Origin of the sequence: Flavobacterium gossypii (assembly GCF_014138495.1) — a bacterium.
In the GTDB taxonomy this organism is placed as follows: Bacteria; Bacteroidota; Bacteroidia; order Flavobacteriales; family Flavobacteriaceae; genus Flavobacterium; species Flavobacterium endophyticum.
Map to the genome: position 1 here is coordinate 127,251 of NZ_JACJIS010000004.1, position 22,776 is coordinate 150,026.

Consider the following 22,776-nt stretch of genomic DNA (forward strand, 5'->3'; position numbering starts at 1 on the left):
AATTAACGAAGTCTTTTATCTGGTTGTTTTCTCTTGTCCCATTTGATATCGCTCAATACAGACGATTTGATTCCGATAAAGAATCCCCAAGAAGTATAATCTCCAATCGGAATCCAGTTAAAGTCCATTCTCCAGCTTAACAAATCCCTTTCAAAACGAAGCTGGGTGAACGTGACTCCATCCTGCACGAAATCGTATCCAGTAGAAATTCCGACTTTCCATCGCGGCGTCAGGTCAATATTTCCGGAAACCATCAGGGAGTTGTTAGTTATTTCGTTCTGTCGCGTCGAATTGCTATAGGTCAGCGAGTAGGCGAGGCGCAGATCCCACGGGAGCAGGGCTTTATAAAAAGTTGTCCTTTTTTCGGCCTTTTCAGTATCTTCATCATTAAACTGGCTCTGTCTGCTGTCGCCTAAATCCCTTGCGGTTCCGAACAAATCATCTTCGCGACCTCCATTTCTCAAGCCTTGGTTTTTCAAAGGGTCCGAGCGGTCGTTTTCGTCAGTGCCGTCTTTGCTAGAGAAAGAATAATTAATCGTAATGTTGGCGCTTGATAAACGGAATAAACTTCCTCCGTTGTCAATATTGAACATGTCGATTCTTCTGTTGGCATTATCCAGCGCATAAGGATCAAGTGTTGCCGCAAAGTTGACATTCATTTTATCTTCGAGCAAAGTCGTTCCACCACTTACTCTCAAAGGAGCCAGTTTAAGCGAATCTGCTGTCATGTCGTAAGAAGTCGAGAAGTTCAAGTTGTTTAGCAACATTACTTTTTTAGGCTCAGTCTTAGTACTGTCTTTGTCAGTCACCTTCGCTTCAAAAGTATTGCTCAAGCTGAATCCGATGTTGTTCGAAACACCTTTACCCGGAGCTCCGTAAATTCCGCCTTCAAAACGGGTATATTCTTTTAGCATTGTACCGCTTCCGTCGGGATCGTAAGTATCATAGTATTTAGCAAAGCTAGGCGTGTAGCTGTAAGAAACAGATGGCCTCATGACGTGGCGGATGGCCTGTATCTTCTTTTTCTCTCCAAAATTGAAGGTACCGTAGATTGTCGTACCGATGCTAGAAGAGAAGTTATAGGTCCTGAAAGCGTCAAATCCTCTGATATCGATATTGTCCACTTTTTGCGTCGCTTCATTGAATCTTTTTTCGATGGTTTTCATGTACCATACTTCGTTGTAATTTCCTCCGGCAGAAACGCTGAAATACTTGAAAATCTTGAAGTTGGTACTGATTGGAATAGAGTGCTGGAAACCGACTCTAGCATCTCTAAACATCTGAGGCTTGAAAAACAACGAATCTTTAGTCGTAATCTGGTTTTGAGCGTTTAGGTTGTATTGGAAGTTGATGTTTTTTATAAAACCTTTTTTGATTTCGTCTTCTGAAGCAAAAGGGAAAATCCTGTCAACACTTCCTTGAAATGTAGGAAGGGTCATGTTGATAGTTTCAGTCTGCGTATTTTGGGAGTGGGTAGCCGTAATCGACATATTTACCTGCGGCACCGTATTAAAAGTCTTTGAAAAGGAAACAGAAGAACTCAACGTATTATTCAAGGCAGAACCAACGTTAGACTGGTTTAAAGATTGCTGGTAGTATTTACTGCTTCCCAAGTTGACAGAAGCCGAGAATCTCGAATTTGGATTGGATTTAGGATCTTGTGTATGCGACCACTGGATGTTGTACTGTGTTGTCTTTGCATAATCTGGAAAGCCTCGTTCGCTTTCGATCTGGTTTTCGAAACGTACGTTCAGGTTGCCTCGAAACTTGTATCGTTTGGCGTAGCTTGACTCAAAACGCATCGCATAACTTCCATTCGTATAGTAGTCACCCATGACCGCTAAATCATAATTGTCTGAGAGAGCGAGATAGATTCCTCCGTTTTGCAATGAAAACCCTTGCCTGTTCGAGTCGTTAGGAGAAGGAAGTATCAATCCTGAAGTTCCTTTGTTTGACATCGGAAAAAAAGCAAAAGGAATTCCCAGAGGAGTCGGTACGTCCGCAATAACCATGTTGGTCAATCCCACAACGACTTTTTTGCCGGGTACGAGCTTTAATTTTCGAGCTAAAAAATAATATTCAGGATCGTCAATATTTTTTGAGGTGGTGATTCTTGCGTTTTTGATGAAATAAACAGAATCGTTTTCTTTTTTCGTAATCTCTCCCTTGATATTCAATTCGCCTTGAGTAGACCTGGAATTCCATACCAAAGCTTTTTTTGTTACTGTGTTAAAACGTATAGAATCAGGTTCGATAACATTGCTTCCTTGCTTAAAAACAGGACGTTGCGTATAATTTCCGAGCGAATCTTTAATCCTTCCGGCATAAACTTCATTCTTTTCATAGTCCATGACAATAATTCCTGCCTTGAGCTCAAAATCTTGGTAATAAAGTTCCGCCTGGTTATAAAGAGTAAGAAGTTTTTTCTTCTGGTCCATTTTTTCATAATCCACAGCCTTGCGTTTTACCTTGCTTTCGAGAAAGGTTTTCTTAGGTTTTAGCGTGTCTTGGGCAGTAGAATCGGCAGGTTTTATAATTTCGGAAAGGCTGACTTTTGTAGAATCTTTTTTTGTAGAAGGCTGTTTTTCAGCGGGTATTGTCGTGGTTTTATTTTTCCCTTCTTGTGAATATGCTTCTGCACTTCCTAATGTTAGGAAAATTGCTGATAAAACGATATGAAATAAGTTTGTGCGCAAAGGTTTAAATACTATTTTTGTAAAAATATGGCTTAATTTTTGACGTGCCAAACTTACATATATTTTTCATCAAAAATAAGGAAATATCAAAATTATAACCATAGCATTTTTATTAAAATTAACTTTAGCGAAATATGTACATCCATAAGAAATTCAAACGTTCGTTCGCCTTATTAGCCTGTATTGTATCTTTTGCCGCTTTTGGTCAATCCGGCGAAAAATTTAAAGTAGTTCTTGATGCTGGCCATGGTGCAAAAGATTTTGGAGCCGTAAAGAATAATTTTGTTGAAAAGAACATAGCGTTGGCGGTTGTCTTAAAAGTAGGCAGGCTGCTGGATAAGCAACCTAATGTAGACGTAGTTTTCACTAGAAGTACAGATGTATTTATTGAACTGGTAGAGCGTGCCAATATTGCCAACAGAGCTAATGCTGATTTGTTTGTTTCGGTGCATTGTAATTCCAATCCAAATTCTGAAGCTTTCGGTACCGAAACCTATGTTATGGGTCTTACTAAGGTAAAATCGAATCTTGAAGTCGCCAAAAACGAGAACGAGGTAATCACGCTTGAAGCAGATTATAAGGTAAAATACGCAGGTTATGACCCGAAATCGCCTGAATCTTTGATCGGAATTACGCTCATCCAAGAAGAACACTTAGACCACAGTATTGCTGTAGCAAGTAAGATACAAGATAATTTTACCCAGCAGTTGAGCCGTAAAAGCCGAGGCGTTAAGCAAGCGCCATTCATGGTGTTGCACAAGACCTCAATGCCAAGCATCTTGATTGAGATGGGCTTTTTATCTAATAAGACAGAAGGGCAGTATTTGAATTCGGAAGAAGGACAAAACGAAATTGCAAAAGCGATAGCAGATGCCATCATGGGCTATAAAAAAGAATATTACGGAGGTACGTCTGTAGAAAACAAGATTGACAAAGAAGCTTTGAGAGTTGAAAGACCGAAAGAAGTTGTTACGCCTGTTAAGAAAGACAGCGCTAAAGCTCCAGTGGCGAAAGTTCCAGACACAAAGAAACCAGAGGTAAAAACTCCGACAGTTAGCACAGAAACAAAAAATGATTCTAAAGGAGTTATTTTCAAAGTGCAGATATCGGCAAGCGGTACCAAATTGGACTTAGTTCCGAGCAACTTTAAAGGATTGGATAATATTTCTATGATTTCGGAAGGAAATCTTTACAAATACATGTATGGCGAAACCAGCGATTATGAGAAAGCAAAACAGCTGGTACAAGATGCCAAAGCAAAAGGATTTACTTCATCCTACCTTATTGCCTTTAAGAATGGCAAAAAAATCAGCATACAAGAAGCATTAAAATAGCTTTTTGGAATGCATTTGAAATATTTAATTTAAATTTGTTTAAAAACACCAAAGCTTTGAAAATATCTAGAGAAGTCAAAACAGCCATTTTAGTAATTTCCTCAATATTATTATTTATTTGGGGATATAGTTTTTTAAAAGGAAGAGATCTTTTTAACGATTATAAGACATTTTACGCCGTATATGACGAAGTAGAAGGACTGGCTCCTTCAGCTCCTGTAACAATCAACGGTCTTGCCGTGGGCAAGGTGAATAGTATCACGTTGAGCGATAACGGAAAACTTCTTGTAGAAATTCAAGTGAAGACTGATTTCCCGATATCGAAATCTAGTATTGCTACGATTTATGAACCAAGTTTTATTGGCGGAAAAAATATTGCCATTATTCCAAATTTCAAAGATCCTTCAGAAGCAGAAGACGGACAGACGTTATCTACAAACATAAAACCGGGAATGCTTTCGTCTTTAGGCGATAAGCTGTCACCGCTTCAGACAAAAGTAGAAAAAACGGTTGTGTCGGCCGACAGCTTGCTGGTAAGCATCAACAACATTTTTGATAAAAAGACACAAGAAAATTTACAAGCTTCTATTGCGGAATTAGCTTCAACGATGAAAGAATTCAGCCAAGCGGCCAAAGGAATCAATTCATTAATTGCGGATAACAAGACAAAAATTGATGGTACGTTTGCTAATTTAGACCATACGTCGGCAAACTTTTCGAAACTATCTGATTCTTTGGCACAGGCTAACTTAGGCCAAGCCGTGAAAAAACTAGAAAAATCATTGGCGAATGTTGACAATATCATCAACGATGTGCAAGCTGGAAAAGGTTCTTTAGGAAAACTGCTTAAAGACGAAGGAATGTATAAAAATCTTGAAGGCGCGTCATTGGAATTGAAACAGTTGCTAGCCGACTTGAAAAACAATCCTAAGCGTTATGTGCATTTTTCTGTTTTTGGAAAAAAAGCAACACCTTATGTAGAGCCTAAAAAGGTAAAAGATACTATTAAAAATTAAGAAAGCTCATGGGCTATATAGATAATATATTATTTGCAGTTTTACTGGGTCTTGGTTTTGGATATTTCATATCAAACGTAAAAAAGCTTGTTCGCAATATCAAATTAGGTCAGGATGTAGATCGTTCTGACAATAAAAGCGAACGCTGGGCCAACATGGCCCGAATAGCTTTGGGCCAATCTAAAATGGTAAAACGTCCTATTGCAGGGATACTTCATATTATTGTCTATATTGGATTCGTAATCATCAATATAGAATTATTAGAAATCATTATCGACGGACTTTTTGGTACGCACCGTGTCTTTGCTTTTATGGGTACTGCATACGATGTATTGATCGGTTCTTTTGAGATATTAGCCATATTGGTTCTATTTGCGGTCATTACGTTTTTGATACGAAGAAACATTATCAAGCTCAAGAGATTTGTTCATAATGATTTGAAAGGATGGCCAAAAGGCGATGCCAATTATATCCTTTATTTTGAAATAGCCTTGATGGCTCTTTTCTTGTTAATGAATGCATCTGACTTGGCTTTACAAGAAAAAGGAGCGCCACATTTTATAAAAGCAGGAGCTTTCCCGATAAGCCAATTTATAGCACCGATATTTAGCGGTATGGAAACAGGCACGCTTATCATTTTGGAGCGAGTTTTTTGGTGGACGCATATTACAGGAATCTTGATTTTCATGAACTACTTGTACTTTTCAAAACACCTGCACATTCTTTTGGCTTTTCCAAATACCTATTTTGCAGACCTAAATCCTCTTGGGAAATTCAACAACCTTGAATCGGTAACAAAAGAAGTAAAGCTGATGATGGATCCTAATGCCGATCCATTTGCAGCACCGCCCGCTGATGCTGATGCGGCTCCTACAAAATTTGGAGCCAGCGATGTACAAGATTTGAACTGGGTTCAATTGCTTAATGCCTATACATGTACGGAATGCGGTCGTTGTACGTCTTCATGCCCTGCAAATATTACAGGAAAGAAACTGTCGCCTAGAAAAATTATGATGGATACGCGCGACAGGATGGAAGAAGTAGGAAGAAATATCGACGCCAATAAAGGAGTTTTTATTCCAGATAATAAGACTTTACTAAACGATTATATTACTCCAGAAGAGCTATGGGCTTGTACAAGCTGTAACGCCTGCGTTGAAGAATGTCCAGTAAATATCAGTCCGCTTTCAATTATTATGGACATGAGACGTTACTTGGTCATGGAACAAAGTGCTGCGCCGATGTCGTTGAATGCGATGATGACAAACGTAGAGAACAACGGAGCACCATGGCAATACAGTCAGCAAGACCGATTGAACTGGAAAAACGAAAACTAAGAGAAGGCATTTCTGAATTGGTCTTCTTGAAAAACAATAAGACTTCCGCCCTTGCAGCTTGCAGGCAATACATCAAACTAGAATTTAGAATAATATGAAGACTGAAGATATCGATAAAAACTTAGTAGCAGCTACTCAAGACGGAGAGCAAATCAGCCCAATATTGCCTGAAGGAATTAAAAACTACCTTATTGATATTGACGGAACCATCTGCGACGATATTCCAAACGAGCAACCCGAAAGAATGCTAACCGCTGAAGTGTATCCTGATGCGCTTGCTACATTAAACAGATGGTATGACGAAGGTCATATTATTTTCTTTTTTACGTCAAGAACTGAAGCACATCGCGAAGTGACGGAGCAATGGCTAAAAATACACGGCTTCAAATACCACGGAATGGTAATGGGAAAACCTCGTGGTGGAAACTACCATTGGATAGACAATCATTTGGTTAAAGCTACCCGCTATAGAGGAAAATTTACAGACTTGGTGGACAAAGAAGTGACCATTCAAGTTTTTGATGACGGACAACACGAATAAATTTGGTTATTTGATTTTTAGGCGAATTTAACGCCTGCCAATCTAACAATCTAACAATAAAATATATGTCAGAAGTTTTATCAGTGCCTACAATGGCCGAAATGTTAGCTCAAGGAAAACAGCCAGAAGTTCTTTTCTGGGTAGGCTGTGCCGGAAGCTTTGACGATAGAGCAAAAAAAATTACCAAAGCTTTTGTTAGGATATTAAACAGAGCCGAAGTTTCCTTTGCAGTTCTCGGAACAGAAGAAAGCTGTACAGGTGATCCTGCTAAAAGGGCCGGAAACGAATTTCTGTTTCAGATGCAGGCCATGATGAATATCGAAGTTTTGAACGCTTACGAAGCTAAAAAGATAGTAACGGCTTGTCCGCACTGCTTTAATACGTTGAAAAACGAATACCCTGAATTAGGAGGAACTTACGAAGTCGTTCATCATACACAATTTTTGAAATCCCTTTTGGATGAAGGAAGGCTGACGATTGAGGGTGGGCAGTTCAAAGGAAAAAGAATTACGTTTCACGATCCTTGCTATCTTGGAAGAGCCAATAAAATCTACGAAGCACCACGCGAATTGATCGAAAAGCTTGATGTAGAACTTGTCGAAATGAAACGTTCCAAAGCCAATGGCTTGTGTTGCGGAGCAGGAGGCGCCCAGATGTTTAAAGATGCCGAGCCAGGAAATAAAGAAGTCAATATCGAACGAACCGAAGATGCTCTTGAAACCGCTCCGCAGATTATTGCTGCTGGTTGTCCGTTCTGCAATACAATGCTTACGGATGGTGTCAAAAATAAAGAAAAAGAAGCCGAAGTTAAAGTTATGGATATAGCGGAATTAATCGCAAACGCTAAAGATCTGTAAGTCATAAACCTAATTACACTATGAAGAAATCACTACTCGTATTTGCATTTGCATTATTTTTCAGTAATGCCCAAAGTCAAGATATCCTTGATATAATGGCTAAAGAAGTTTGCTCTTGTGCAGGCGGTAAAAAAGAAACGCTTAAAGGAGCCGATTCGCAAAAAATGCAGATGGAATTGGGATTGTGCATTATCTCAAGCTTTTCAAATCACGAGAAAGAAGTGACAGCAAAATACGGAAATGTGATGGAAGCTGACGGTGCTATGGAAAAACTCGGCGGCGATGTAGGAATGAAAATGGCCGGAATTTGTCCGGATGTATTGATGTCGCTGGCAGAAATGGGCATGTCTGAGATAGATTCTACAGAAGTAGAACAAGAACATTCGACTGTTGAAGGACGTATTGTAGAAATAAAGCCTGAGCAATTCCTTACAGTAGTAATCAAGGATAATTCAGGAAGAAACCATACGATGCTGGTGCTGACATTTTTTGAAGACTCAAACCTTCTGATCGAAAATAAATTAAAGAAAAACGATAAAGTTTCTGTGGATTACTGGGAACAAGAATTTTACGACGTAAAAGCCAAGGATTTCAGATATTACAAAGTAATCCAAGGCATAAAAAAAATATAATTATGTACATTCCTTTTGAAAATTTGCCAGACGAATCACGAATCTGGATTTACCAATCAAACAGAAAATTTTCAGATGATGAGATGGCTGAAATTGAATCAGACGTAAAAGCTTTTGTTGAAGGCTGGGCGGCTCACGGAACGGGCCTAGAAGCTTCTTACCAGTTGCGTTACAATCGATTCATTATATTGGCTGTGAACCAAGAAGTTCAATCAGCAACAGGCTGTTCTATTGATAGTTCGGTACAATTCATACAAGAATTAGAAAAAAAATACAATGTTGATTTGCTGGATAAGATGAACGTCACGTTCAAGCTTGGCGAACACATTGCACATAAACCTTTAGTCGAATTTAAAAAAATGGCTAAAGAAAAAGCAGTTTCTGCAAATACAATTGTTTTTAATAATCTCGTTAATACTGTAGGGGAATGGCATGAATATTGGGAAGTTCCAGCACATGAAAGCTGGCATAGCCGTTTTTTCTAAAAACAAACTTTTTTTGAATGAGATATTTTATTATTGCCTTACTGTTCTTCAGTCAGATTGCATTTTCACAGCTCCATGAACCTAAATTAAATTTAGACAGAACCAAAGAAATAATCTGGGTCGACAGCATCTATAATAAAATGACGATGCAGGAAAGAATAGGGCAACTTTTTATGGTGGCAGCCTATTCCAATAAAGATAGCGTACACACGAATGCTATTGACAAACTCATAAGAGAACAGCACATTGGTGGCGTGATTTTCTTCCAAGGCGGACCTGTACGCCAAGCAAAACTTACCAACCGTTTCCAGTCCAAATCGAAAGTGCCGCTTTTTGTCGGAATTGATGCTGAATGGGGACTAGCGATGCGTTTGGATTCTGTCATACGTTATCCTTGGAACATGACGCTTGGTGCGATCCAAGATATGAAGCTGATTGAAAAAGTCGGCGAAAAATACGGACTGCAAAGCAGAAGGATGGGAATACAGTTTAATTTTGCCCCTGTTCTAGACATCAATACCAATCCCAAAAACCCGATTATCGGAAACCGTTCTTTTGGAGAAGACAAGGGGAACGTTACAGAAAGAGCACTTGCCTTGATGAAAGGTATTCAAAATCAAGGCGTTTTTGCGACAGGAAAACATTTCCCAGGACATGGTGACACGGAAACCGATTCGCATCATACGCTTCCGATGGTTAACTTTTCAAAACAAAGAATTAATGATGTAGAGTTCTATCCGTACAAGCGATTATTCAGGGAAGGACTTGCGAGCGTTATGGTAGCGCATTTGAACGTTCCGAGCTTGGAACCGAGAGAAAATTATCCGACATCGCTTTCCTATAATGTAGTTACCAACGTGCTCCAAAACGAGCTTCATTTCAAAGGACTTATTTTTACTGATGCCTTGAATATGAAAGGCGCAACGAATTTCAAACAGCCCGGAGATATCGATTTGGAAGCTTTTTTAGCAGGAAACGATATTTTGCTTTTTGCTGAAAATGTTCCGTTGGCTTTGGAAAAAATCTGTGTTGCTATTCAGGATACGGTTATTTCTGAAAAAAGATTAGAGTATTCTGTAAAAAAGATATTGCGATATAAATATATGGCAGGACTGAACAATTATAAGCCGATTGAAATTCCATATTTATATGATGATTTAAATAATGCGGAAGCACAGGCATTGCAATATCAATTGTATGAAAATGCTGTTACGGTATTAAAAAACGAAAATGAAATCCTTCCGATCAAGGATGTTGAAAACGAAAAGATAGCTTACGTAAAATTAGGAGACGATACCAATTCTTCTTTTCTAAACACGCTGAAGCAGTATACTGAAGTGACAGAAGTTTCTAATGACAGCTTGCATCTTTTAATGAATGAGCTGAAAAATTATACCACAGTTATAATCGGATATCATAAGGCAGATGGTGCTTGGAAAAAGCACGATTTTACGGTAGATGAGCTTGTCAAGATACAAGAGATATCTAAAAACAATAAGGTCATTTTAGATATTTTCACGAAGCCTTATTCGCTTTTGCCGATTAATTCTTTCACTGATATAGAAGGCTTAGTTGTTTCCTACCAAAACAGTGATGTGGCGCAGAACGTTTCCGCGCAACTTATTTTTGGTGCTATCGAATCAAAAGGAAAACTTCCGGTTTCTATCGGGACTAACTTTAAGGTGAATGATGGCTTAAAAACAAAAAAACTCAACCGACTTGGATTTACAATTGCTGAAAATGTAGGGATGAATTCAAAAGCATTGGAAAAAATCGACCGTATTGCTAATAATGCGATCGAAAGGCAGATGACACCTGGAATACAAGTTTTAGTAGCCCGAAAAGGAAAAGTTGTCTACCAGAAATCATACGGATATCACGATTATAAAAACGAAGTGAAAGTTAAAAATTCAGATTTATATGACGTGGCTTCTTTAACAAAAATGGTTTCTACTCTGCCTGATGTCATGCAATTATACGACCAGAAAAAAATCACTTTAGAGACAAAATTGGGGACAATGCTTCCTGCGTTTGCAGATACCGATAAAAAGAACATCACGTTTAAGGAACTGCTATCGCATTATGCTAGGCTACAAGCTTGGATTCCGTTTTATCAAGCTACTCTGAATGCTGACAAAAAACCAAGCGAAAAATATTATAAGAATACATTGACTCCTGAATTTTCAATGCAAGTAGCAGAAAATTTATTCTTGAGAAACGATTACGAAGATACGATCATAAAGAAAATAGCCGAGAGTAAGCTCTTGCCTAAAAAAGAATACAAATACAGCGATTTCACATTTATAATCCTAAAAGAATATCTTGAAAAAGAAACTGGGAAAAAGCTAGATGTGCTCTCTGAAGAAAATTTTTATAAAAAACTTGGCGCCAATAATACAACTTATAATCCTTTGAGGAAATTTGACATGAGTATCATTCCACCTACAGAAGTAGATAATTATTTCAGATACCAGACGATTCAAGGTTATGTGCATGATATGGCTGCGGCCATGCAGGACGGTGTCGGTGGTCATGCCGGAATTTTTTCAAACTCAATGGATCTCGCCAAAATAATGCAGATGTATCTTCAAAAAGGAAACTATGGCGGCGTGCAGTTTTTCACTCCAGCTACTTTTGATGCCTTCAATACCTGCTATTATTGCAAAGAAGGAAATAGGAGAGGACTAGGTTTTGACAAACAACAATTACCTGGAACTACAGGTCCGACATGTGGCTGTGCTTCGAAATCAAGCTTCGGACATACCGGATTTACAGGTACGATGGCTTGGGCTGATCCAGAAAATGAATTGGTGTATATTTTCCTTTCAAACAGAACCTATCCGGACTCCAACGCGCCTAATACATTGTCAAAAGAAAATGTCCGCGAAAATATCCAGAAAGTAATCTATGATGCGATAGAGAATTAAATTTTAATTTTTTAGAAGATGCAGTCAACAGCCAAAAATCCAAAAGAATATTTAGACAGCCTTCCTGATGATAGAAAAGAAGCTATCGGAAAACTTCGAAATAGTATTCTTGAAAAACTTCCAAAAGGATTTGAAGAAAGTATGAACTATGGCATGCTTTGTTACAACGTTCCGTTTTCAATTTATCCTAATGGGTATCATTGCAATCCAGAAATGCCATTACCTTTCTTGAGTCTGGCTTCCCAAAAAAACTTTATAGCTTTGTATCATATGGGAATCTATGCTGATCCAGAATTGCTCAATTGGTTTGTTGCCGAATATCCTAAACATTCGAAACAAAAGCTTGACATGGGCAAAAGCTGTATCCGTTTCAAAAAAATGGATCAGATTCCATATGAATTGATTGCTGAATTGCTCGGAAAAATCACTCCAGAAAAATGGATCGAGATGTATGAGAGTGCATTTAGAAAATAAAAAATGAAAAAAGCCAATCCATGAAGACTGTGATTGGCTTTTTTATTAAAACTAAAACAAAACCTTGCTTTTAAAAATCATATTCTAATTTCTATCAGCTAGATATACTTCATTAGGATACAATAAGTTGTTTTAGGTTGCGTGTCATTTGGTGAAAATCATGAATTTAACGGAAACTTTATCCTAATTTAAGGCTAAATTTTTATAAAAATAACTTGGCTTTTTCAAAGATTGTATAAGCGTTAATTTTATGGGAAATTCAGTTTTGCCTTACTTTTTTGAGTACTTTCGTTATTCATTTTAGGATTAATTATGAAAATTGCAATTGTATGTTACCCGACTTTTGGAGGTAGCGGTGTAGTAGCCACAGAATTAGGCCTTGAACTTGCCAGAAGAGGACACGAAATACACTTTATTACGTATAGCCAACCTGTGAGGCTGGCCCTTTTAAATCCGAATATCCATTATCACGAAGTTAATGTTCCTGAATATCCGCTATTTCATTTCCAGCCTTATGAACTAGCTCTTTCTAGCAAGCTTGTCGATATGGTCAAACTCCATAAGATTGAGCTGCTCCATGTACATTACGCCATTCCTCATGCTTATGCAGGATATATGGCCAAGCAGATGCTGAAACATGAAGGAATCAAAATCCCGATGGTCACGACACTACACGGAACAGATATTACGTTGGTCGGAAACCATCCTTTTTACAAACCGGCAGTAACTTTCAGCATCAATAAATCAGATATAGTGACATCTGTGTCTCAAAGTCTCAAAGATGAAACGTATAAGCTTTTTGATATCAAGAAAGAGATTGAAGTGATTCCAAATTTCATTGAAATCAACAAGAACAGATTAGACGAAAATGCGCCTTGCCAAAGAGCATTGATGGCTTCCAAAGACGAACGAATTGTAACCCATATCAGTAATTTTAGAGAAATAAAAAGAATTCCTGATGTGGTAAAAGTCTTTAATGAGATCCAGAAAAAAATTCCAGCCAAGCTGATGATGGTAGGGGAAGGTCCAGAAAAAGAAAAAGCAGAAATGCTATGCGAGCAACTCGGAATTAGTGATAAAGTTATCTTTTTTGGAAACAGCAATGATATCGATAAGATTCTTTGCTATACCGATTTATTCTTGCTTCCTTCAGAAACAGAAAGCTTCGGTCTTGCTGCTTTAGAAGCAATGGCCTGTAGCGTTCCTGTCATTTCAAGTAATTCTGGCGGACTGCCAGAGGTTAATTTTAACGGCGTTTCAGGTTATTTGAGCAATGTGGGAGATATAGACGATATGGCAAAAAATGCCCTGTCAATTTTGGAAAGTGACGAAGAATTGAGTAAATTTAAACAGAATGCCTTGAATGTGGCAAAACAGTTTGATATTTTAAACATCATGCCTTTGTATGAAGCCATTTACGAAAAGGCATTAAAAAACAAATGATATGAAAAAATTAATTCTAGTGCCGTTTATTGTCCTGCTTTTTTCTTGTGACAGCACAAAAAAGACAACTGACCAAAAAACTGCAGCTGATGGTAAAAAAAATCCCTCTACAGCTTTGTACCAGATTTTAAGCGAATCAGCTTATCAGGGTAAAACAGAGAAGTCCTATGAAATTATAAAAGATAATGCTTCGTTGGTAAAATTATATGAAGCTGTCAATGATCCTCAGGTTCCGAAAGTAGACTTTTCAAAAGAAAGAATTGTTGCCTTGTTTATGGGAGAAAAAAGTTCTGGTGGCTATGCCATCAAAGTAAAAAATGTTTCTGAAAAAGGAGGGAAGATATATGTAGCTGTAGAAGAAACCAAGCCCGGTTCTGGCGATATTGTCACCATGTCTTTTACGAGTCCTTATACGATAGTCAAGATTAATTCGACCAAGGAAATTATCTTTCAATAAAAAAACATCCCGAATTATCGGGATGTTTCTTTTTATAAATAAATGTATTTTTAGAATGTATATCGGATACCTAAAGCGATATCTGGTCCAAAGCTATCATCTCTGAAATCATCATGATTGAAATAAAGTTCAGGTCTGAAGTCTAAAGAAAGCATCAAAGGAATGTCGAATTTATATTCGATACCAATGTCACCAGCAGCAAAGAAGAATGTACCGCTATCGTCAGCTCCTCGATAATCGTAGCTCCAAGTACCAAGACCTCCACCAACGCCGGCATACCAGTTGAAACCACCTTCGATATTCCATACCCATTGGTAAACCCCAGTTAATTTAATAGCATCAACGTGATTGCTATCTCTCCAGCCTAAATCTACTTCCAGACGGTTGTTGCTAGATAAACCTCTTTGATAAGAAATCTCACCACCAAAACCATCATTGTCACCAAGACGCAAACCTAATGCGTTTTTTGAAATTTCTTGTGCCTGTGCGCTAAATGCCATCCCAGCCAGCATAAAAGCCGATAAAAACAGTTTTTTCATAAAATTTTAATTTAGAGTTTAATACAAGGTAGCAATAATATTGCCAAAAAACGTTAAATTGTGAATTTTATAACAAGAAAAAATTGATTTTTTTTGTAAAATACTGATAACCAAACAAAAATACAGAGGCTTTTTCTACCTTATTTTGAAAAAATGAAGCCAGAAATCAGTTTTTCACTTAATTTCGTTTCCATTTCGAGATAGTCTTCTTCAACAATTTCTACATTTTCGGAATGCCTGTAGAGTTTCCAGCGCTTTTTGTTATACTCCAATGCGGTTAAGTTTTCAACCCAGTCTCCAGAATTTAGATAAACCGTTTTACCTTTTTTGTTTGTCTGATTTAAAATTTTTGGCTCATGAATATGACCACAGATTACATAATCATATTTATTTTCAATAGCCAGATCTATAGCAGCCGTCTCAAAATCTGAGATAAATTTTACAGCAGACTTTACACCAGATTTTATTTTTTTAGAAAAAGAGTAAGGCTCTTTCCCCATTTTTTTTAAGCACCAATTAAAGAAACGATTAAGAAGGATAAGATAATCATAGCCGATGCCTCCAAGTTTAGCAATCCATTTGGCATGTTGTACAGAAGAGTCAAAAATATCGCCATGAAAAAACCATCCTTTCTGTCCGTCTAAATCAAGGACAAGCTTGTCAATAATCGAAAAATTACCGACTTTAGAATCACTGAACTTTCTCAACATCTCGTCGTGATTTCCAGTGATATAATATACTTGCGTGCCTTTTGAAGCAAAATCTAAAATTTTTCGGATTACTTTTAAATGTGATTTCGGGAAATAAGATTTTCGGAACTGCCAGATATCGATTATGTCGCCGTTTAAGATTAATGTTTTAGGCTTTATTGTGCAAAGATAATTATGAAGTTCTTTCGCATGGCAGCCAAAAGTGCCCAGATGAACATCTGAGATTACTACTAAATCAACAATTCTTTTTTTCAACGTATTGTGCTTTAAAGTTTAGCAAATAAATAAAACATCTATGAATAGATACTTACCAGAATGTTAACATATAGTGATGATTTAATTAAGTTTAAATCTCCGTGAGAATCCCTACATTTGTTGTAAAATAAAGTAAAAATGGCAGGAAATAGTTTTGGAAATTTATTTAGAGTAACGACTTTCGGAGAATCTCATGGCGAAGCCTTAGGTGGCATAATTGACGGATGCCCACCCGGAATTACACTAGATTTTGAAGCCATCCAATTTGAGATGTCACGCAGAAAGCCTGGACAGTCGGCTATAGTAACGCAACGAAAAGAAGACGACGAAGTACAGTTTCTCTCTGGAATTTTTGAAGGAAAGACTACAGGAACTCCGATAGGTTTCATCATACCCAATACAAATCAGAAGTCAGACGATTACTCTCATATAAAAGACAATTACAGACCCAGTCATGCCGATTACGTATATGAAAAAAAATACGGAATCAGAGATTACAGAGGTGGCGGAAGAAGTTCAGCAAGAGAAACGGCAAGCAGGGTAGTGGCAGGTGCGATTGCAAAACAAGTCATTCCAGATATCAAAATCAATGCTTTTGTTTCGTCTGTAGGAGATATTTTTATTGACAAGCCTTACCAAGCCTTAGATTTTTCTAAAACAGAAACCAACCCTGTTCGTTGTCCAGATGAAGCTACTGCGAAAAAGATGGAAGATTACATCAGAGAAATTAGAAAAGAAGGAGATACTGTAGGAGGCACTGTAACATGCGTCATTCAAAACGTTCCGATTGGTTTGGGCGAGCCTGTTTTTGACAAACTACATGCGGAACTCGGAAAGGCTATGCTGTCTATCAATGCCGTAAAAGGTTTTGAGTATGGGAGCGGATTTTGTGGTGCAAAAATGAAAGGAAGTGAGCATAACGATCTTTATAATTCAGATGGAACTACACAATCCAATCTTTCCGGCGGTATCCAAGGAGGAATCAGCAATGGGATGGACATTTATTTTAGAGTGGCCTTCAAGCCAGTAGCCACAATTATGCAAAAGCAAGAAATGTTAGACGCACAAGGAAATATAGTGGAAATGCAAGGAAAAGGGAGGCATGATCCGTGCGTAGTTCCTAGAGCTGTTCCTATTGTAGAAGCGATGGCAGCATTAGTTATAGCAGATTATTATCTATTTAATACAATTTAATCAAAAAATATTCTTTTAACAACATCAAAGCATATATTTTAACAATAAAAATTGTATGCTTGTCTGTTTTTATTGTTAATTTCGTGACCAAATCATTAATTTAAGAAATATGAAAAAACAATTACTTTTTGCAGGGCTTTTATTTGGCTCTTTTTTTAGTGTAAATGCTCAAGTATTAGAATCGAATAATTTTAATACATTGACAGTAGGAAACATAGGAACTGATATGACTGGTGTAACTGCAGGACAAGACGGTTGGTTTACACAATCATCTAATGGAGCAGCTCCAACAACAGGAACTAATTCTGGACCTACTAATTTTCAAGTAGTTACATCTGGACAAAGCTCAAACGGTATAAAAATCGTATCTTCAAATGGAAATAAAGGATCACGTTTTATGTTTAAAGCGGGTATGGATGATGCATGGACTGCTAGAACAACAGGAAATGACATTATTCAATTAGAATTTGATTTCTTTACAGGTGCAGCTTCTACTAGTACAGCTCAAAATGGTATGTCTATTTACGGAGTTGATGGAGCTTCTCTAAGAATCGTAGGAGGATTTGCTTATGTTCCAAGCACTAAAACCTTATCAGGAGTTGCTTACTTAACAAATGGCGCTACATTAGGTACTTATTTAGTAGGCTTGGGTGCATCTGCGGCAACTCCAATTGTTTTGGAAGATAATACATGGTACAGATTAGGAGTAGCATATGATACAACAACTGGTGAAGTAGTATGGAAAGGCCCAGGATTTAATGCAGGTATAAATGAGGCTAACTATGCAGGTCCGTTCCAGCCAGAAAGAGTTGTTTTTAGTTCAGCTGTTCCTACGACAAATGCTGCCGTTTCTGAAAACACCTATGATAATTATGTAGTTACTGCAACTCCAACAATTGATTTGTTGAGCACTAATGATTTTGCAGCAGTTTCTAAATTCTCTGTATATCCTAATCCATCTAACGGTTTAGTAAATATTTCTAGCGATTTGAACTCTTCTTTGAATTCAGTAAGTATTACAGATTTGAACGGACGTACAGTTAAAACTGTAGAATTGAACGGAGATTCTTCTGCTCAAGTTAATATTTCAGATTTGTCTGCTGGTGTTTACATGATGAACATCAACTCTGATCAAGGATCTACAACTAAAAAAATTATCAAAAACTAATTTATTGTTTAGATAAAATCAAAAAGCCAAACTGTAAAGTTTGGCTTTTTTTATTATAAGAACTTGGCTTTTAATTCTGGCGTAGGTATCATGCAGGCGTCTTTTTTTCCATACCACTTATATCGGTTTTTAGCGATATAATCATACACAGAATTGGTCAGAAACTTAGGAAGAATACCAAACCAACTAATAGCTGTATAAATTCCGCCTAGTTCTTTTGCAATCTTTAAAGCAGCTTCAGCTTTATAATAATAGGCTTTGCCTGGCTCATACAACAGAATCGAATCTATTTTAGAAGTATCCACACCAATATGTTTAATTATTTCCATACCTATTTCTGACTGCAGCGCCACGAAACGGAAAAGGTCTTTCTTGTCGTGCTTGATGATAAACTGTATGGAAGAATCGCAGAGATTGCAGACTCCGTCAAATAGAATTATCTTTTTGTCTTTTGGTAAGTTTGTCATAGCCTTTATTTCTTAGCTTCTACTAATTCTAATGTTTCTAAATCTACTTTTGAGGTAAATATGCCGTAATTGACCGTAACTTTGTTTTTTTCAATCTTATCAATCGTTCCTATCGCTTTTCCGTCAACCATTCTAACGCGGTCACCCAGCTTTAAGACAGGCTTAGGTTTATTGGCTTCCTGCTTGATGGCTTTGATTTTCTTTTCTTTCTTCTCTTCTCGGATTTCTTCTACTTTTACGGCTACTTCTTGAATGATTTGCTTTTGGATAATCTCCTTGGCCTTTTTTTCCTTCACCGTAACCTTTTTTCTTTTCGAATTTTCAATTTCTACCATCTTTAGAAATTCTCCGATAAGATCTTTTTTGTTTTTATTGTTGAAGTACTTTTCAGAAATATCATCTAGCTTTTGTCCCATGTAGATCAAGCGCTGGTTGGCATCATATAATTCCTGATAGCGTTCTAGCTTATCTTGGATTTTTGAATTGATGTTTTCCATCTTCTTGCTTTCTTCACGGGCCCTAGTTTCTTCTTCTTTCAGATTTTGCGACGTTTTTTCTAGCTTAGAGCGTTCTTTCTGGAGCGTAGCAATTGTCTTGTCGAAACGTACTTTTCCGCCCTCGATCTTTTTCTTGGCACGATTTATTAATCCGTACGGAATGCCATTTTTTTGCGCTACTTCAAAAGTAAAAGAACTTCCGGCTTGACCGAGAATCAGCTTATACATTGGCTCCAATGATTTTTCATCGAACAGCATATTAGCATTGGAAGCGTAAGGCAATTCGTTGGCTAAAATCTTTAAGTTGGAATAATGCGTAGTTATGATTCCAAAGGCTTCTCTGTGATAGAATTCTTCCAAGAACGTTTCAGCCAAAGCACCTCCTAATTCTGGATCAGAACCGGTACCAAATTCATCAATAAGAAACAAGGTCTTCGCATTGCACTTTTTGAGAAAATAGTTCATGTTCTTCAATCGGTAGCTGTAGGTACTCAAGTGATTTTCAATAGACTGGTTGTCTCCAATATCGGTCAGGATTCGGTCAAACAAGAACGTTTCGCTTCGTTCATGAACAGGAATCAGCATTCCGCTTTGCAGCATCAACTGTAATAATCCGACGGTCTTTAGCGAAATTGTTTTTCCTCCGGCATTCGGACCCGAAATGACAATTATTCTGCTTTCGTTGGTCAGTTCGATGGTCTGCGGAAAAGTGACTTCGTTCTTCTTTTTATTGTTCAGATAAAGGATAGGATGGAAGGCTTCTCTAAAATAAAGTCGTTTCTCTTCAGTAATATTTGGCAAGATTCCGTTGATTCTGTTTGCGTATTTGGCCTTTCCAGCTACTACGTCAATATCGCTTAGGAATTCTTGGTAGGTCTTCAATAATTCTAAAAACGGACGGATATCATTCGTCAGCTGTTTTAAGATTCTTGTGATTTCTTCTTTTTCTTCGTATTCCAAATTGTTCAGCTCTCTTGAAAATCTCAACGTGGCTTCTGGTTCGATATACGTAATGCTTCCTGTCTTTGAATTTCCAAGAATTGTACCTTTTACTTTTCGCCTGTACATCGCTAAAACAGCGAGTACTCTGCGATTTTCTACGATACTTTCCTTAATGTCATCCAAATAACCAAGTCCGTTATATTGGCTCAATGCCATACCGAAGCTTTGGTTTATCTTTCCGCGAACCATGTTCATGTTTCTACGGATATCCACCAAGGCGGGTGATGCGTTATCTTTGATTTCACCATATTTGTCTACAATCTCGTCAATTTTTTGGGAGATGAACTTAGTAAATTCTATTGTAGCGGCTTTTTCGCTTAGTGTAGGGTAATAATCGCTGAATTTCTTGAGGAAAAGCAATAATACGTTTACGGTATCTGAAATGGCCGCAATCTTTCGAAAGCTGCCAACCTCTAAAAAGCTGTCTTCTATGGCAAGAAATTTTATTTCATTGCTGATGGTTTCGAATCCGTGGTTCGGAATCGCATTATTATTTGTGAATGAGGAAACATATTCTGAGGTCTGGTGCAGGGCATCCATCAAGTCCTTTTTGTTTCGAAAAGGCGTGATTTGTAATGCTTTTTCCTTTCCGATATCTGTATTGCAGATTTCTGAAATGGCTTGCAGGACGGTATTAAATTCTAAATCTTGTAATGTCTTGTCTGTTATGCTGGTCATTTTATCTTTAAGCGAATTTTATATACAAAAGTACAAAAAACAAAGCCATCGGGACTTACAAAGTTTTTGCCTTTTGTGTGAAATGAATTATATTTTTTAGTTTTTTTTCTGCTAAACTTTCCGAAATTTGTAACCAAACCCCGCGTTATATGCAAGTAAAGATACATCCTTCTTGGAAAGCCGTTTTGGCTGGAGAATTTGAAAAGCCTTATTTCCATCAACTTATTGACTTCGTGAAATCAGAGTATGCCCATCATACCTGTTATCCTAAGGGAAGTGAGATATTTGCTGCCTTTGATCATTGCCATTTTGACGATGTTAAAGTCGTAATTATCGGGCAAGACCCTTATCATGGTCCAAACCAAGCCAATGGTCTTTGTTTTTCTGTGAACGACGGAATTCCTTTTCCCCCTTCTTTGTATAACATTTTTAGGGAAATCGAAAGCGATTTAGGAAAGCCTTTGCCAAAAACGGGCAACCTGGAACGCTGGGCTGATCAAGGCGTACTGCTTTTAAACGCAACATTGACTGTCCGAAAAGGAGAAGCAGGAAGCCATCAAAAGAAAGGCTGGGAAACCTTTACTGATGCCGTGATTCAGAAAGTTTCAAGTGAAAAGGAGCAGGTTATCTTTTTGCTCTGGGGTGGTTTTGCCCAAAACAAGAGAACTTTGATCGACACTTCTAAACATTTGATCCTTACCTCGGGACATCCTTCGCCTTTAAGCGCTAACAGAGGACTTTGGTTTGGCAACAAGCATTTTAGCAAGGCAAATGATTACTTGAAGTCGTTAGGCAAAAAGGAAATTGAGTGGTAGACGCTATTGTACGGTAAAATTATAATAGCCTCCCGATACGTTATTGGCTGTTGTCTGTATCGTCAGAAAAGTGTCTTCAGACGTGCTGTTGTTTGATGACAGTTCTAATTGCGATACTTCTGTAAATCCAAAAACCAATCGATACTCGCCAGCCTGTGTCAGCGGAATTCCGGCTCTAAACTTATAATTTTGCGAAGCAGGATCGTAAATACTTTCAGCAATCACAAAATAATTGACTACAGCATCCCCTTCATCTTCTATTATATTTTGGATATCAAGCTGCGTCCAAGTGTCAGTTCCTGTCTTTTTCTCCAATCCATACACGAAACTGAAAGAAGCACCGCCAGTCGTCCTAAAAAGGTCTAACGGGGTCGTCTGGTTGGGCTCTGGTTGGTATCTTGAGAAATTCGTATTTACCCAAAGCACATCGCCGACAGCAAAACTGTTTTGGTGTTCTATCGCTATCAGATTTGGTAAAGAAAGGTATTTGGAATTGTAAAATTCGTCATCATCGCCGCAGCCTGCAAACAGTGTGAGTCCGATAATTGCGAGTAATAAGTTCTTTATATTTTTCATAATATTTTTTATTAAAATCGGTAGCCAAAGTTTAAGCCGACGCGCGGTACTACTTCAGGACTTTTGTTGGTATTGAAAAGATTTTTTCCCATTCCCAGAAACAATTCAAGTCCGAACTTTTCTTGGATGTAGAGCTTATATCCTACAGCACCGCCAATGGCTACATCTGTATAATTATCTTCAAAAGTGTCATAATAACCGTTACCAGCTTCGTCTACAAAACGCTTTAATTCTCTATACTTTCCTCCGTTTGCTGAAACAAATAGTTCGGCAAAATAGAAGCTTTTTTGGCTTTGTGACAAAGAATATCTTACAAAAGGATTGATCTCGTATTTCGGCAGCGTACGATCATAACCTTTATCGAAATCTTCCTTCGCGTTCTTGCTGTCTTGGAATCCGCCGCTAATACCGACAGAAAAATCTTCATTCAAGAAGCGCTCATAGCTGATATGAATTTTAGAAAATGCGATAGCAGACAGCACATCAAACTTGACTTCGTTTTGTTTGGAAGCAAGGATATTGGAACCGTCCTGAGCATTTGAAAACTGGAAGGCGATTAATGCAATGAAGAGCCATTTTTTCATAGTCGTGTTTTTGAAACTGTCTGTAAATATAGAAAAAAGATTGCCTGATTTTGAGCAGCCAGTATATAAAATAAATTTACCAAATTCCCTTA

The 22,776-nt window shown here is 37.7% G+C and carries 21 protein-coding genes; 14 read left to right on the plus strand and 7 right to left on the minus strand.

Annotated features, from left to right (window positions below; all coding sequences use genetic code 11):
• Nucleotides 1–2 precede the first annotated feature (2 nt).
• The gene (locus GGR22_RS15290) at nt 3–2,747 is read right to left on the minus strand and encodes a putative LPS assembly protein LptD (protein WP_182494366.1); all 2,745 of its coding nucleotides are present in this window, start codon (nt 2,745–2,747) and stop codon (nt 3–5) included.
• Between the two features lie 83 nt (nt 2,748–2,830).
• On the opposite strand from GGR22_RS15290, the gene GGR22_RS15295 reads away from it, so the two are divergent.
• The 11 genes from GGR22_RS15295 to GGR22_RS15345 all read left to right on the plus strand — a co-directional run bounded on the left by GGR22_RS15295 (nt 2,831) and on the right by GGR22_RS15345 (nt 14,199).
• The gene (locus GGR22_RS15295; RefSeq protein WP_182494367.1) at nt 2,831–4,030 is read left to right on the plus strand and encodes an N-acetylmuramoyl-L-alanine amidase family protein; all 1,200 of its coding nucleotides are present in this window, start codon (nt 2,831–2,833) and stop codon (nt 4,028–4,030) included.
• 56 nt (nt 4,031–4,086) lie between these two features.
• Nucleotides 4,087–5,046 (plus strand): MlaD family protein, encoded by a 960-nt coding sequence (locus GGR22_RS15300; RefSeq protein WP_121377237.1) that lies wholly within the window; start codon nt 4,087–4,089, stop codon nt 5,044–5,046.
• 8 nt (nt 5,047–5,054) lie between these two features.
• A complete protein-coding gene (locus GGR22_RS15305) occupies nt 5,055–6,383 on the plus strand; it encodes a (Fe-S)-binding protein (RefSeq protein ID WP_182494368.1) in 1,329 nt (442 codons plus the stop codon).
• 94 nt (nt 6,384–6,477) lie between these two features.
• On the plus strand, nt 6,478–6,924 hold the full coding sequence (locus tag GGR22_RS15310; RefSeq protein ID WP_182494369.1) for an LNS2 domain-containing protein: 447 nt from the start codon (nt 6,478–6,480) through the stop codon (nt 6,922–6,924).
• A 65-nt stretch (nt 6,925–6,989) separates the two neighbouring features.
• Entirely contained in the window at nt 6,990–7,781 is a 792-nt protein-coding gene (locus GGR22_RS15315; RefSeq protein ID WP_121377121.1) for a (Fe-S)-binding protein, read from the plus strand.
• Between the two features lie 20 nt (nt 7,782–7,801).
• On the plus strand, nt 7,802–8,413 hold the full coding sequence (locus tag GGR22_RS15320; protein ID WP_182494370.1) for a hypothetical protein: 612 nt from the start codon (nt 7,802–7,804) through the stop codon (nt 8,411–8,413).
• 2 nt (nt 8,414–8,415) lie between these two features.
• A complete protein-coding gene (locus tag GGR22_RS15325; protein ID WP_121377119.1) occupies nt 8,416–8,898 on the plus strand; it encodes an ABC transporter ATPase in 483 nt (160 codons plus the stop codon).
• Between the two features lie 17 nt (nt 8,899–8,915).
• Nucleotides 8,916–11,825: a glycoside hydrolase family 3 N-terminal domain-containing protein gene (locus GGR22_RS15330; RefSeq protein WP_182494371.1), complete on the plus strand. Its 2,910-nt coding sequence runs from the start codon at nt 8,916–8,918 to the stop codon at nt 11,823–11,825.
• Between the two features lie 18 nt (nt 11,826–11,843).
• On the plus strand, nt 11,844–12,299 hold the full coding sequence (locus tag GGR22_RS15335; protein WP_182494372.1) for a DUF1801 domain-containing protein: 456 nt from the start codon (nt 11,844–11,846) through the stop codon (nt 12,297–12,299).
• Nucleotides 12,300–12,611: 312 nt separating this feature from the next.
• Nucleotides 12,612–13,742, plus strand: coding sequence for an N-acetyl-alpha-D-glucosaminyl L-malate synthase BshA (bshA, locus tag GGR22_RS15340; RefSeq protein ID WP_121377116.1), 1,131 nt, complete (start codon nt 12,612–12,614; stop codon nt 13,740–13,742).
• Nucleotide 13,743: 1 nt separating this feature from the next.
• Nucleotides 13,744–14,199: a protease complex subunit PrcB family protein gene (locus GGR22_RS15345; RefSeq protein ID WP_182494373.1), complete on the plus strand. Its 456-nt coding sequence runs from the start codon at nt 13,744–13,746 to the stop codon at nt 14,197–14,199.
• A gap of 50 nt (nt 14,200–14,249) precedes the next feature.
• Here the strand turns inward: GGR22_RS15345 and GGR22_RS15350 are convergent, their stop codons facing one another.
• Together GGR22_RS15350 and GGR22_RS15355 are read right to left on the minus strand one after the other, a co-directional pair.
• Entirely contained in the window at nt 14,250–14,738 is a 489-nt protein-coding gene (locus GGR22_RS15350; protein WP_121377114.1) for a hypothetical protein, read from the minus strand.
• Between the two features lie 140 nt (nt 14,739–14,878).
• Nucleotides 14,879–15,703, minus strand: coding sequence for a UDP-2,3-diacylglucosamine diphosphatase (locus GGR22_RS15355; RefSeq protein WP_121377113.1), 825 nt, complete (start codon nt 15,701–15,703; stop codon nt 14,879–14,881).
• A gap of 138 nt (nt 15,704–15,841) precedes the next feature.
• Here GGR22_RS15355 and aroC point away from each other — a divergent pair, with 138 nt between their 5' ends.
• Both aroC and GGR22_RS15365 read left to right on the plus strand, forming a co-directional pair.
• Nucleotides 15,842–16,897: a chorismate synthase gene (aroC, locus tag GGR22_RS15360; RefSeq protein WP_182494374.1), complete on the plus strand. Its 1,056-nt coding sequence runs from the start codon at nt 15,842–15,844 to the stop codon at nt 16,895–16,897.
• Nucleotides 16,898–17,096: 199 nt separating this feature from the next.
• Nucleotides 17,097–18,065 (plus strand): T9SS type A sorting domain-containing protein, encoded by a 969-nt coding sequence (locus tag GGR22_RS15365; RefSeq protein WP_182494375.1) that lies wholly within the window; start codon nt 17,097–17,099, stop codon nt 18,063–18,065.
• Between the two features lie 53 nt (nt 18,066–18,118).
• Here the strand turns inward: GGR22_RS15365 and GGR22_RS15370 are convergent, their stop codons facing one another.
• Together GGR22_RS15370 and GGR22_RS15375 are read right to left on the minus strand one after the other, a co-directional pair.
• A complete protein-coding gene (locus GGR22_RS15370; protein ID WP_182494376.1) occupies nt 18,119–18,532 on the minus strand; it encodes a thiol-disulfide oxidoreductase DCC family protein in 414 nt (137 codons plus the stop codon).
• Between the two features lie 5 nt (nt 18,533–18,537).
• The gene (locus GGR22_RS15375) at nt 18,538–20,709 is read right to left on the minus strand and encodes an endonuclease MutS2 (protein WP_182494377.1); all 2,172 of its coding nucleotides are present in this window, start codon (nt 20,707–20,709) and stop codon (nt 18,538–18,540) included.
• Nucleotides 20,710–20,858: 149 nt separating this feature from the next.
• On the opposite strand from GGR22_RS15375, the gene GGR22_RS15380 reads away from it, so the two are divergent.
• The gene (locus GGR22_RS15380; RefSeq protein WP_182494378.1) at nt 20,859–21,524 is read left to right on the plus strand and encodes a uracil-DNA glycosylase; all 666 of its coding nucleotides are present in this window, start codon (nt 20,859–20,861) and stop codon (nt 21,522–21,524) included.
• 3 nt (nt 21,525–21,527) lie between these two features.
• On the opposite strand, the gene GGR22_RS15385 is transcribed toward GGR22_RS15380, so the two are convergent.
• A complete protein-coding gene (locus GGR22_RS15385) occupies nt 21,528–22,100 on the minus strand; it encodes a hypothetical protein (protein WP_182494379.1) in 573 nt (190 codons plus the stop codon).
• 11 nt (nt 22,101–22,111) lie between these two features.
• Nucleotides 22,112–22,684, minus strand: a complete 573-nt coding sequence (locus tag GGR22_RS15390) for a DUF3575 domain-containing protein (protein WP_182494380.1) — start codon at nt 22,682–22,684, stop codon at nt 22,112–22,114.
• Nucleotides 22,685–22,776 lie beyond the last annotated feature (92 nt).